11 protein-coding genes are annotated in these 12081 nt (G+C 60.2%); 6 read left to right on the forward strand and 5 right to left on the reverse strand.

Annotation, left to right across the window (positions count from 1 at the left end; all coding sequences use genetic code 11):
• Nucleotides 1-288 precede the first annotated feature (288 nt).
• The 3 genes from gdhA to ACFSYH_RS13810 all read left to right on the forward strand — a co-directional run bounded on the left by gdhA (nt 289) and on the right by ACFSYH_RS13810 (nt 3950).
• Complete coding sequence (gdhA, locus tag ACFSYH_RS13800; protein WP_377467820.1) at nt 289-1626, forward strand: NADP-specific glutamate dehydrogenase; 1338 nt, start codon at nt 289-291, stop codon at nt 1624-1626.
• A gap of 203 nt (nt 1627-1829) precedes the next feature.
• Nucleotides 1830-3458, forward strand: coding sequence for an RNB domain-containing ribonuclease (locus ACFSYH_RS13805; protein ID WP_377467822.1), 1629 nt, complete (start codon nt 1830-1832; stop codon nt 3456-3458).
• A gap of 120 nt (nt 3459-3578) precedes the next feature.
• A complete protein-coding gene (locus tag ACFSYH_RS13810; RefSeq protein ID WP_377467824.1) occupies nt 3579-3950 on the forward strand; it encodes a sterol carrier family protein in 372 nt (123 codons plus the stop codon).
• 192 nt (nt 3951-4142) lie between these two features.
• Here ACFSYH_RS13810 and ACFSYH_RS13815 read toward each other — a convergent pair whose 3' ends face one another.
• Genes ACFSYH_RS13815 through ACFSYH_RS13830 form a run of 4 tightly spaced genes read right to left on the reverse strand, consistent with a single transcriptional unit; the run spans nt 4143 to nt 7969 of the window.
• Nucleotides 4143-5165 carry a sulfate/molybdate ABC transporter ATP-binding protein gene (locus tag ACFSYH_RS13815; RefSeq protein WP_377467827.1) on the reverse strand — a complete coding sequence of 341 codons (1023 nt, stop codon included), beginning with the start codon at nt 5163-5165 and terminating at the stop codon, nt 4143-4145.
• Nucleotides 5162-5989, reverse strand: a complete 828-nt coding sequence (locus ACFSYH_RS13820) for a sulfate ABC transporter permease (protein ID WP_377467829.1) — start codon at nt 5987-5989, stop codon at nt 5162-5164. The genes ACFSYH_RS13815 and ACFSYH_RS13820 overlap by 4 nt, the downstream gene beginning before the upstream one ends.
• Complete coding sequence (gene cysT, locus ACFSYH_RS13825) at nt 5982-6938, reverse strand: sulfate ABC transporter permease subunit CysT (RefSeq protein ID WP_377467831.1); 957 nt, start codon at nt 6936-6938, stop codon at nt 5982-5984. Before cysT ends, ACFSYH_RS13820 begins: the two co-directional genes overlap by 8 nt.
• Nucleotides 6935-7969, reverse strand: coding sequence for a sulfate ABC transporter substrate-binding protein (locus tag ACFSYH_RS13830; protein ID WP_377467834.1), 1035 nt, complete (start codon nt 7967-7969; stop codon nt 6935-6937). The genes cysT and ACFSYH_RS13830 overlap by 4 nt, the downstream gene beginning before the upstream one ends.
• Nucleotides 7970-8116: 147 nt before the next feature.
• Here ACFSYH_RS13830 and ACFSYH_RS13835 point away from each other — a divergent pair, with 147 nt between their 5' ends.
• From ACFSYH_RS13835 to purM, 3 genes are all read left to right on the forward strand, one after another.
• Nucleotides 8117-8506, forward strand: a complete 390-nt coding sequence (locus ACFSYH_RS13835; protein WP_377467836.1) for a hypothetical protein — start codon at nt 8117-8119, stop codon at nt 8504-8506.
• A 192-nt stretch (nt 8507-8698) separates the two neighbouring features.
• Complete coding sequence (purF, locus tag ACFSYH_RS13840; protein ID WP_377467838.1) at nt 8699-10243, forward strand: amidophosphoribosyltransferase; 1545 nt, start codon at nt 8699-8701, stop codon at nt 10241-10243.
• A 29-nt stretch (nt 10244-10272) separates the two neighbouring features.
• Nucleotides 10273-11376, forward strand: a complete 1104-nt coding sequence (gene purM / locus ACFSYH_RS13845) for a phosphoribosylformylglycinamidine cyclo-ligase (protein WP_377467840.1) — start codon at nt 10273-10275, stop codon at nt 11374-11376.
• Between the two features lie 230 nt (nt 11377-11606).
• Here the strand turns inward: purM and ACFSYH_RS13850 are convergent, their stop codons facing one another.
• Complete coding sequence (locus ACFSYH_RS13850) at nt 11607-11801, reverse strand: DUF3073 domain-containing protein (protein WP_377467842.1); 195 nt, start codon at nt 11799-11801, stop codon at nt 11607-11609.
• Nucleotides 11802-12081 lie beyond the last annotated feature (280 nt).

Below are 12081 nucleotides of genomic sequence, written 5' to 3' on the forward strand. Positions count from 1 at the left end.
ACGTAAACGTTGTGAACTTGCGGGAAATCCACTCGCAATTGCCTCAGAGCCAGGGTTACCAATGGTCACTTATTGGGACAAAATGTTTCGAGCATGTAAATTGGCATGTTACGCACATGTTAAAACCGCAGGAATTCGCAGTTCGTGTTCAGATACGTGACGTAATGCCGCTAGGACAGCGGGGACGCGAGTTGTAGGCTCGACACGGATTTACAGCAGTAGACGTGCTAGGCAGGCAACGGCCTGCGGAAGAGAGCACGCACGAGAGACATGAAGGAGACCGCCGCGATGGAAGGTCAGCTCGCTCCAATCTTTGAACAAGTGTTGCGCCGCAACCCGGGTGAAGCAGAATTCCACCAGGCGGTGCGCGAGGTCTTCGACTCGCTCGCTCCGGTCCTCGCCAAGAAGCCTGAGTACACCGACGCCGCTGTCCTTGAGCGTATCTGCGAACCAGAACGCCAGATCATCTTCCGTGTGCCCTGGGTCGATGACCAGGGACACGTCCAGGTAAACCGTGGTTTCCGCGTTGAGTTCAACTCCGCGCTCGGCCCATACAAGGGCGGCCTGCGTTTCCACCCATCCGTCTACCTCGGAATCATCAAGTTCCTCGGATTCGAGCAGATCTTCAAGAACTCCCTGACCGGCATGCCAATCGGTGGCGGTAAGGGTGGCTCCGACTTCGACCCACGCGGCAAGTCAGACGCCGAGGTCATGCGGTTCTGCCAGTCGTTCATGACCGAGCTATACCGCCACATCGGCGAATACACCGACGTTCCAGCCGGTGACATCGGTGTTGGTGGCCGCGAGATCGGTTACCTGTTCGGCCAGTACAAGCGCATTACCAACCGCTACGAGTCCGGCGTCCTCACCGGCAAGGGCCTCACCTGGGGCGGCTCGCTCGTGCGCACGGAGGCAACGGGTTACGGGTCGGTGTTCTTCGCCGAGGAGATGCTGCGCACCCAGAACGACTCCTTCGACGGCAAGCGCGTGGTGGTCTCCGGTTCCGGAAACGTTGCAATCTATGCGGCGCAGAAGGCCCAGCAGCTCGGTGCAACCGTTGTGGCTCTGTCCGACTCCTCCGGTTACGTGCTCGACGAAAAGGGCATTGACGTCTCGCTGATCCGCGAGATCAAGGAAGTTGAACGCGGACGGGTCTCCGACTACGCCGACCGTCGCGGTGGCGCCAAGTTTTTCGCCAAGGGCAACATCTGGGAGACCCAGGCAGACATCGCACTGCCATGTGCGACCCAGAACGAGCTCGATCTCGACTCTGCGAAGCTTCTCATCGCAAACGGCGTCAAGGCCGTCGCAGAGGGCGCGAACATGCCAACCACCCCTGACGCCGTCACCGCGTTCCAGGACGCCGGAGTGCTCTTCGCGCCGGGTAAGGCAGCAAATGCCGGTGGTGTGGCCACCTCGGCTCTCGAAATGCAGCAGAACGCTTCGCGTGACTCGTGGACCTTCGACTACACCGAGCAGCGCCTGCAGTCGATCATGAAGAACATCCACAACAACTGCGCCTCGACCGCAGACGAGTACGGCCAGCCAGGCAACTACGTTGCGGGCGCAAACATCGCCGGATTCATCAAGGTTGCCGACGCCACCCTGGCAATGGGTGTCATCTGATCCTTTGAATCCTTCTTCACGCGCGGACTCGGCTTCCAGGCCGGGTCCGCGCGTTTTGTCTGTTTACGCGGTGGTTCTTTGACGCAACCTGAACGGCGCACTTTTTGCTGCCCACCCAAAAACCGACGAAACTGCATGAGAACTTCTGTGGTTCCGTCAGTTTTTGGGTGGGTAACGTGGCGAGAAGGGGGTAGCGTCGAGGTATGCCGCTAAGAGTCATCACCGTAGGGCTCCCGCAGCCCACAGTCGCTGAAATCATCCGGGACGCGTTCGAGAGTCTGCGCGGTGAGATGGACATCCCCGCCGCCTTCCCAGCGGAGGTCGAACGCGAGGCCGAGGGAATCGTCGCCAATCTGGAGGGACGGGACCCAGCACAGGCATTTCCCGACCATGCGACCGACACCCTCGACATCGACTTCATCACGATCGACCCGCCAACCTCGATGGACCTCGACCAAGCCGTGCACATCTCCCGCAGCGACGCGGGGTTCGTGGTGCACTATGCGATTGCCGATGTTGCAACGTTCGTCCGTTCGGGCGGTGCGATTGATGCCGAAGCCCGTGTCCGTGGTACCACCCTCTATGCGCCTGACGGGCGCACCCCGCTGCATCCACCGATACTGAGCGAAGGCGCTGCATCACTCCTACCGGACGAGGTGCGACCAGCCGCCGTATGGCGGATAGAACTCTCTGCGGACGGCAGGATAGCGGACATCGGGGTGCGCCGCGGACTCGTGCGCTCGCGTGCTCGGTTCAGCTATGAGCGGGCGCAGCAGATTCTCGACGAGTTGGATGCGCTGAGGCAGGACAGCACGGCGGTGGCGAATGGTTCCGATGCACTGGCAAACGTGATGGAGACAGAACGGGTGGGAGTCCCAACCATTCGACTGCTTGGAGTGGTGGGGCCGCTGCGTCTTGCGGTCGAACGTGCCCGCGGCGGAGTTTCCCTGAACGTACCCGAGCAGGTCGTGCGCATGACCGAGGATGACACCTTCGAACTTGAGTTCCGGACCGTGTTGCCGGTTGAGGACTACAATGCGCAAATCTCGCTACTCGCCGGCATCAGCGCTGCGCAACTCATGTTGCGCGGTGGAGTCGGCGTGTTGCGCACTCTTCCAACCGCAGATCCCCGGGACCTGACCAGATTGCACCGTACCGCTCAAGCGCTTGGCCTGGACTGGCCTCGTGACCTGACCTACGGTGATTTTCTGGCCACCCTCGACTCCTCGAATCCACGACACGCGGCGTTTGAGCATGAGGCGACCACACTGTTCCGAGGCGCAAACTACCTTTCCTTCTCAGCCGACCCGCGCCAACCACAGCCCACCAACCAGCAGGGAGAGCCGCTGCTCGGCGATGTTGAGGTAGCACGCTCTGAGGTTGGAGAGCACAACGCCATCGGAGCGCACTACGCACACGTGACTGCGCCTCTGAGACGACTTGGAGATCGGTTCACGACGGAGATCTGCCTTGCTGTTGCCGGACAGTACCCTGTACCGCAGTGGGTTCTTGAGGCTTTGCCCTATCTGCCGGAATGGCTCAACGCCGCGAACCGTCGAGCTGGATCGTACTCCCGTGAGACCACCGGAATCGTTGAGGCCGCCCTCTTGGCGGAGCACATCGGCGCCCAGTTCACAGGGGTCGTTGTCGAGGCCGACGACAAGAACGGGCACCGTGGCGAGATAATGATCCCCGATCCCGCCGTGCATGCGCGGGTCACTGCCGATGAGCCGCTGCCGCTCGGTGAGGAGATAACAGTCACCCTGACCGATGCGGACGTGCCGCGGCGCAAGATCGCGTTTCGTTACGATGACGTAGGCAGTGCAGGATAATTCTTTTCCTGCCGCTATGGTGATTTTCCGGTGAGAATGCGATTTTTCATGGTGGGTGATTCCGGAAAACCACCATGTCGCCGTATACGAGGCGACCACGACCATACACAAAGGATAAAGATGCCACCGCGCAGAAGAACAGACCCGGCAATTGGTCGCGCTGCCATCTCCGCCTGGAAACGGGGAGAGGTCGACCGGAGACAGATGCTCGCCGCCGTACGCTTCACGCTCGAAGAACTCGCGGAGGTCACCCCAGGTCATGCGGTTGAGGTGCGAGTACCACCTGCAGGAGCGGTGCAGTGCGTTGAGGGTCCACAACATACCCGTGGCACCCCACCCAATGTCGTGGAAACCGACATGGACACGTGGCTGGAACTCGCAACAGGAATACTGAGTTGGGAGGACGGCGTGGCGTCGGGCAAGGTCAGCGCGTCAGGCGAACGCGCACACCTGGCACAATGGCTTCCGCTTCAGGCGACCCGGCACGGTTGACCGGTTCTCTGGCTCCATGCTCTGACTGACACCTGTTAGTGACGAACTTACCTCCGTTACGCTCCGGCAGGGACGTGCTCCGCGAAACCCCCCACACTCCGCTGCACTACTTTGTCCGGAACAAGCGGGTATACATGAAAAATCCCCTTGGACACCCACCGGCGCCCAAGGGGATATCTCTTGTATTGCGGATCAAATCGCGTAGTTCGCGAACGGCGTCGCAACCGCATCAATCGGTGCGGTGCTTGAGATCGATGCCGCGCCCGGAGCCTTACGGAGCCAGACCTGTGAACCGGAATCCAATTTCAAAGTGCTGGCCTCGGCGCGAGACACCATGAACTGCACCTGACCGGTGAATTCTGGCGTCTGCACCAGGACATCCGTACGGACCTCGAATCCAATCCTGACGGTGCGGGTCACAACACCCGGAAGGAAACCAGCTTCGCCGCTGTCCGAGGAGATCACCTGAATGTCGTGTGGACGCACGAGTTGGTTGACTAGCCGAGTGACAGGGCCAAGGAAACCCATGACGAACTCGTTTGCTGGCTCATCGTAGAGGGAATCGGGCGAACCGATCTGTTCCACGCGACCCTCGTTGATCACCACGATCTCATCGGCCACCTCGAGAGCTTCCTCTTGATCGTGCGTCACAAACACCGTGGTCACAGGAATCTCATCGTGTAGTCGGCGCAGCCAGTCACGCAGTTCCTTGCGAACCTTGGCGTCCAGCGCACCGAACGGCTCATCGAGCAGGAGCACGGAAGGCTGAACCGCAAGAGCGCGAGCCAGAGCCATCCGCTGACGTTGACCACCCGACAACTGCGACGGCAACCGGTGCGCGAACTGTTGGAGGTGCACCAGACTCAGCAACTCGTCGACAGTCCTCTTCACCTCGGCCTTGGGCGTCTTGCGGATCTCCAGGCCGAAGGCGACATTGCGCTCCACCGTCATGTGCTTGAACGCGGCATAGTGCTGGAACACGAATCCGACATTGCGCTTGCGCGCGGGAATGTCAGTCGAATCGACGCCTGCGATCTCGATGGAACCGGAGTCCAACTGCTCAAGGCCCGCGATAATACGCAGCAGCGTCGACTTACCGCCACCGGATGGCCCGAGCAAGGCCGTGAGCTGGCCGGTTGGAATGGAGACAGAAACGTCGTCGAGTGCGACAAAGTCACCGAAACGCTTGGATACATTGCGAACATTGATGCTCATGGGGTGCCCTTCTTGTGCTCCGTGGCGTGGTCCTTACGCAGGAACGTCACCACCACGATGCAGGAGACTGCGACGGCCGCCAGCAAGAATGCCGTTGCGTAAGCCGTGGACGTTTCAAAATCTTGATACCGCTCTTCAACGAGCAGGGTTGCGGTCTGGGTCTTGCCAGCAAAGTTTCCGGACACCACCTTGACCGCGCCAAACTCACCCATCGCACGAGCGAAGGTGAGGACTACGCCATACACGAGCGCCCATTTGATGGCGGGCAGAGTGATGCGAAAGAAAGTTTGGATAGGGGTCGCACCGAGGCTCGACGCAGCCTGTTCCTCCTCAATTCCACGCTCTTGCAGAACCGGAACGAGTTCGCGGATCACAAGCGGCAGGGAGATAAAGGAGGTCGCCATGACGATTGCCGGGGTTGAGAAGATGATCGACACTCCGTGCGAGGTCAGCCACTCGCCAAACCAGCCACCGCGAGACCCATACACGAGGATGAGCGCCAGGCCCACAACGATCGGGGACACCGAAAGCGGTAGATCAATGAGTGCGGAGAGAGCGCGTTTGCCTGGGAACTCGTAGCGGGCCAGGAGAATCGAGACCGCGAGACCGAACACGGTGTTGATGAGCACGGCTTGGACAGCAACCGCTAGGGTCAACTGGAGCGAGAACACGACGAAACTGTCCGAGAGCGCATGCTGTAGCGCAGTGAATCCGTCCGCGAAGGTGTGCTTCACAATGAGCGAGACTGGCCAGCCAACCAAGAAGAACAGGTAGGCGATGACGAAGACCCGGAGTAGATACTTGGTGGGTTTGTGCTCAACCACGGCGGGCCACCCTTCGTTGCAGAACATCGAGAAGCACGATCACCAGGAGCGAGGTCACGAGCAGAATAGCCGCCACGGCTGCCGCTGAGGCGTTGTCGCCGTTCTCGATGTAGGACAGGATGCGGACGGACCCGACCTCTGTGCGCATCGGCAGATTTCCCGAGAGGATCACGAGAGCGCCGTATTCGCTCATACCCCGTGCGAACGAGAGCGCAGCACCTGCGGTGATCGCGGGCAGGAGCGCTGGTAACACAATCTTTCGCAGTGTTGTGAACCGGGAGGCACCGAGCGAGGCGGCGGCCTCCTCGACGTCCCGATCCAACTCCGCCAGAACCGGCTGAACAGTTCGAACCACGAACGGCAGCGTGACAAACAGAAACGCAAGGAACACTGCGGCCTGGGTGTTTGCAACGTTGATCCCGATGGGGCTGTTGATGCCATACAGCGAGAACAGCACGAGGCCCGCCACGATGGTGGGCAGCGCAAACGGGATGTCAATCACGATTTCAAGAAGTCGCTTGCCCCAAAAGCGATCGCGGACGAGCACCCAGGCGATTGCGGTGCCAGCCACAACATTGACGACCGTTACGAGGAGCGCAGTACCCACCGTGAGCGTCAGCGCCGCGGCGGTCTGCCGATTGGTGATCGCGTTGAAGAAGGCCGTCCACCCGTTGCCTGTGGTCTCCACGAGAATGGCGATGAGGGGGATAAGCACGAGGAACGAGAACCAGATCATTGCGATGCCGAGTGTGATCGCAGCAGGACGGGTCAAAGGCTGGGTTCCAGACGCAGATGTCGAGGACACCGCAGTCGAGAAGAACTTGCGTTTGCGAGGGCCACGCGGGTTACGCGCCTTCGGCGCTGCAGGGGCATCCTGCAGCGCCGAAGTGGTGCCCGTTTGGTCCGCCGTGGACTCCGAGGAGCCCGGACCGTGAGCGAGGGTTGTCATTGCTTCCCAATCTCGGTTTGGATCTGGGTCACGAGACCATCATCGCCAAAGAACTTCTTGTTCACGGCATCCCAACCACCGAAGGTCTCATCGATGGTTTGCAGCACTCGCGGTGTGGGGAACGGGTTGGCCGGGTCGTTTGCACCTTCAACGTTGTCCACCGTGATCGACGGATCGATCGGGCGGAACCCCTTGGAGGCAAAGATCTGCTGTCCATCTGGGCTGAACAGGAAGTCAAGGTAAGCCTTCGCCTCCGGCTTGGCATCCACGGTGACTGCTGCTGGGTTCTCGATCAGCAGGGTGACCTCGGGGACGATGTAGTCGAAGTCCTCACCGTTCTGGCGGGCCAGGATGGCTTCGTTCTCGTATGAGATAAGGACGTCACCGGTTCCCGAGGTGAACGCGGTGGTTGCGTCGCGGCCTGAACCGGGAAGCGCCGCGATGTTGGTGAAGAAAACTCGGAGGTATTCCTCGCCTGCGGCTTCATCCCCACCGGCAGCCAGGACGGAGCCATAGGCACCGAGGATGTTCCATCGTGCGCTTCCCGAGGAGCCTGGGTTTGGGGTGACGATTTGAATGTCGTCGCGGACGAGGTCTTCCCAACCGGTGACGTTCTTGGGATTTCCCTTGCGGACCACGAGAACGGCGACCGAGTCCGATACGATTCCGGCGTGCTCGCCGGAGTTCCAGTCCTCGGCGACGAGGCCCTCATCCACGAGCCGCGTGACATCGCCTTCCAGTGAGAAGTGCACGAGGTCCGCGCCCAGTCCATTGGCCACCGCTCGGCTCTGATCGCCGGAGGCGCCGTACGAACTGCTCCAGGTGGTTCCGGAGCCTGCGTCGGTCTGCGCGAAGGCCCGCTGCGCCTCATCGTGGGCACCCTTGGGAACCGCGAAACCGACGAGCGATAGTTCCGTGGCCGACTCGCTGGTGGCTGTCGTGCCACCTCCTCCCACAGCGTTTGGTGCACAAGCGGAGATCACCACTGCGGTGAGCGCCGCCAAGGTGATCGAGAGCTTGTACTTACGCATGGGTGTTCCTGTTCTGTATGGGCGAGTCCGCCACGGATAACGTCTGGCAAGCGTATGGCGTGTCTGGTTCTAGAAGAAGGGTCACATTGTTATGCGAGACAAGGTAAACCCCACTGTTAACAGTCCTGCTGTGGGTAGACTGAAATGGTGAGCAATGAACCCGCACAGCCCGTAGAAGAACCCACCCAAGAGCCACTTGAGGAGGCCGTGGCCGAGCCCGGTTTCCGGGTGCGTGACGCGAGTGAATTGACTCCGGAGCAATTGGCGGACATTGAGGCTCACGCAATCCCGGCGGTTAAGCGACGTGCTCCAAAACTGAGTGCGTTCTTCTTTGTCGGTGCCGTGGTCGGCATTGTCGTGGGATTGATCCTTGGGTTGAACACATCCGCGCCTGGTGTCATCAACCGGGGTGTCTATCTGACCGTGTGTGTGGCGTTCACCACCTTGATCACGTCACTGATCGCCGGATTCATCGCGATCCAACTCGACAACCGGAGCATCCGCCAAGCAGAGGCTCGCAAAAAGGCAATCGGTTAACGGCGCTTTCCACGCGCCCTTCGACGGCTTTTGATTGGCGACGATCAGTCGGGTTGGGCGCACTGCCCTGGGTCTCAGCGGAGATGGCCGGGGCCGTTTGTGCGTCCGTCGAAGGGCTTGGAGCGGGCGGACGGGAGTCCGGTGAGTGAGGCTGGCTGTTTTCAGAACTTAAACCTATGGAACAATGAAGCAGTGGCCCCCCGTGGAGATGGACTTCTGAATCATGACCTTTTGCCCGGCGAAAAAGGACCGCAAGACGCATGTGGCGTCTTCGGTGTGTGGGCGCCCGGCGAAGAGGTAGCAAAACTCGCATACTTCGGGCTGTACGCGCTACAGCACCGAGGTCAGGAATCGGCAGGTATCGCCACCAGCAATGGTGAGCAGATCCTCATTTACAAGGATTTGGGACTCGTGTCCCAGGTCTTCGACGAAATCAAACTCAACGCCCTTAGCGGACACATGGCAGTTGGACACTGTCGTTACTCCACTACCGGCGGTGTGACATTCGAGAACGCTCAGCCAACGCTCGGTGACACCGAGAGTGGAACAGTGGCGCTCGCCCACAACGGAAACCTGGTGAACTCCGCGGAACTCGTGGAGATGGTTCGTGCGCGTTATGGAGAGCAGACCCGCGGCGAACTCGCCCGAGGAAACACAACCGACACCGCTCTCGTCACCGCACTCTTGAAGGGTAAAAAGGGTCACTCCCTTGAGGAGACGGCTCTTGAGGTACTGCCTCATCTACGCGGTGCGTTCTCCTTCGTGTTCATGGACGAGAACACGCTGTATGCGGCGCGCGACCCGCAGGGTGTGCGCCCGCTCGTGCTTGGTCGGCTACAACGCGGCTGGGTGGTGGCATCAGAGACTCCGGCCCTTGACATTGTGGGCGCCTCGTTTGTTCGCGAGATCGAACCTGGCGAGATGGTCATGATCGACGCCGATGGTCTGCGTAGCACCCGCTTTGCCGAGGTGGAGCGTGCTGGGTGTGTCTTCGAGTACGTGTATCTGGCCCGCCCGGACACCACGATCTCGGGCCGGTCGGTGCATGCTGCGCGAGTCGAGATGGGTCGCAAACTTGCCCAGGAGCACCCAATCGATGCGGATCTGGTCATCCCGGTCCCGGAATCGGGAACGCCAGCCGCTGTTGGGTACGCTCAGCAGTCCGGGATTCCATTCGGCCAGGGTCTCACCAAGAATGCCTACGTCGGGCGTACGTTCATTCAACCCTCGGACACCCTGCGTAACCTCGGTATCCGGCTGAAGCTGAATCCTCTACGTGAGGTCATTCGTGGAAAGCGTCTCGTTGTCGTCGATGACTCGATTGTGCGGGGAAACACCCAGCGTGCGCTCATTCGTATGCTGCGCGAGGCCGGAGCCGCCGAGGTGCATGTGCGGATCTCGGCACCGCCGGTCAAATGGCCGTGCTTCTACGGCATCGACTTCGCCTCCCGCGCCGAACTCATCGCAAATGGACTCGACACCTCTGCGATCGCTTCCTCTCTTGGCGCGGACTCACTCGGGTACATCACCCTTGAGGCGATGATTGAGGCCACCGAGCAGACCAGGGAAAACCTGTGTACCGCGTGCTTCGACGGTAGTTACCCGATCCCGTTGCCCGATGAGGATTCCCTGGGCAAGCATCTACTGGAACCGTCCAGGTCGCTTGGCGCCCCAGAAGACGGCCTCAACTCGATTTCCGTATCTCAGGGCGGCGAGACCGCGCTTGAGCACCCGTGACCAGACCCTCGCACACCTTGGGAGTAGCAGTGACTGACGGCATTACGTACGCAGCAGCGGGAGTGGACACCGCTGCGGGAGATCGTGCGGTAGAGCTTATGAAAGCGGCCGTTGCAGGCACGCATGGCCCGCAGGTGGTCGGAGGGGTCGGTGGGTTCGCTGGCCTGTTCGATGCCTCCGAACTGAAGAACTACAACCGACCGCTGCTCGCCTCCTCGACCGATGGCGTGGGGACGAAGGTCGCGATCGCGCAAGCGCTCGACAAGCACGACACGATTGGCTTTGACCTCGTGGGAATGGTCGTCGATGACATCGTGGTCTGCGGTGCTAAGCCACTTGTCATGACCGACTACATTGCAACGGGCAAGGTCGTGCCTGAGCGTGTCGCTGACATTGTGCGCGGAATCGCCGAGGCATGCACCGTGGCCGGCACAGCGCTCGTTGGCGGTGAGACTGCCGAGCACCCTGGGCTCCTTGCACCAGATGAGTACGACGTGGCTGGTGCCGCTGTTGGTGTGGTTGAGGCCGACGAGCTGCTTGGGCCTGAGCGCGTACAAGACGGTGACGTGGTGATTGCCATGGCATCGTCTGGCATCCACTCCAACGGATACTCGCTCGTGCGAGCCGTGGTCAAGCACGCTGGTTGGGGGCTCGACCGGAACGTTGAGGAGTTTGGCCGCACGCTTGGCGAGGAACTGCTCGAGCCCACCCGCGTCTACTCTTCTGACTGCCTGGCGCTTGCTGGCGATCCTAAAGCTCAAGTGCATGCTTTCTCTCACGTTACCGGCGGTGGTACCGCACAAAACCTTGCCCGGGTTATCCCTGCGGGATTGTCAGCGACCATTGACCGTGCAGCCTGGGAAGTGCCTGCGGTGTTCAAGGTCATGCGGGAACTGGGTAACGTGCCGTGGAACGATATTGAGCACACTCTGAACCTCGGTATCGGAATGATCGCCATCGTTGGCAAAGACGGTGCGGATGCGGCCCTTGAGCGCCTCGCCGCGTTGGGAGTGGACTCCTGGGTTCTCGGTACGATTGCGGCCGATTCTGACGAGGCGGCAAACGCGAACCTGATTCGCGGTGCGAAGGGCGTGGAGGGCGGTTCAGTCCGGCTCTTGGGCGAATATCGCTAAACAGGAAGATTCTCTCGAAATAGTGGTGGGCCCCGTTCGATGAACGGGGCCCACCAGTATATTCACGTGTCTATAAGGACAAAGCATCATACGACGAAGTACCTTATTGGGCATAACAAGAGATCTCGCGGCGAAGGTGTGACACAACAACGCCGGAGATGACGCAGCGCGCACGTTGGAACGAACTAAACGTTAAGAAGAGAACACACCAACGCGATAGGAGGCAGCGATTACCGCTCGTCTGACCAATCCGAGTACGGGTCTTTGTCGTACTCGTCATCGCTGTCGTAGCGAGAGGTGGTGGCAACGTCTGATCGACGTCCGCTCAGTTCCCGCTCAAGCGCTTCGTAGTTTGGCTCAAAGCTTGCGTACTTGAGTTCGCGCGCAACCTTTGTTTGCTTTGCCTTCTGACGGCCGCGGCCCATGGCTCCGACCCCCTCAACGTAGTGCGGGGCGGGCCCTATATGCGGGCGGCCCCGTGTTCAAATAAATCTGTTCGTGGAACAACCGTACCTTGAAACTGGATGAGATTACTACTTGAGACACGGGTTTTTCTGGGGGCGAAACGGCTTGTACGCGCATTGAGCAATTTCTGCGATATGTTGTGACATATGTCACGGTTAGTGACTCGGTGGGAAACAGTGTGCTTGGAATAATGGAGGAATCGAAGCGATCTGAACACGCACCCCCATTTACATCCGTAAG

The organism is Populibacterium corticicola, assembly GCF_042683685.1.
GTDB classification, from domain to species: domain Bacteria; phylum Actinomycetota; class Actinomycetes; order Actinomycetales; family Cellulomonadaceae; genus Timonella; species Timonella corticicola.

Excerpts from the sequence above, each read along its gene's own strand:
- gdhA (WP_377467820.1), top strand. The coding sequence starts at position 289 with ATGGAAGGTCAGCTCGCTCCAATCTTTGAACAAGTGTTGCGCCGCAAC.
- ACFSYH_RS13805 (WP_377467822.1), top strand. The coding sequence starts at position 1,830 with ATGCCGCTAAGAGTCATCACCGTAGGGCTCCCGCAGCCCACAGTCGCT.
- ACFSYH_RS13810 (WP_377467824.1), top strand. The coding sequence starts at position 3,579 with ATGCCACCGCGCAGAAGAACAGACCCGGCAATTGGTCGCGCTGCCATC.
- ACFSYH_RS13815 (WP_377467827.1), bottom strand. The coding sequence starts at position 5,165 with ATGAGCATCAATGTTCGCAATGTATCCAAGCGTTTCGGTGACTTTGTC.
- cysT (WP_377467831.1), bottom strand. The coding sequence starts at position 6,938 with ATGACAACCCTCGCTCACGGTCCGGGCTCCTCGGAGTCCACGGCGGAC.
- ACFSYH_RS13830 (WP_377467834.1), bottom strand. The coding sequence starts at position 7,969 with ATGCGTAAGTACAAGCTCTCGATCACCTTGGCGGCGCTCACCGCAGTG.
- ACFSYH_RS13850 (WP_377467842.1), bottom strand. The coding sequence starts at position 11,801 with ATGGGCCGCGGCCGTCAGAAGGCAAAGCAAACAAAGGTTGCGCGCGAA.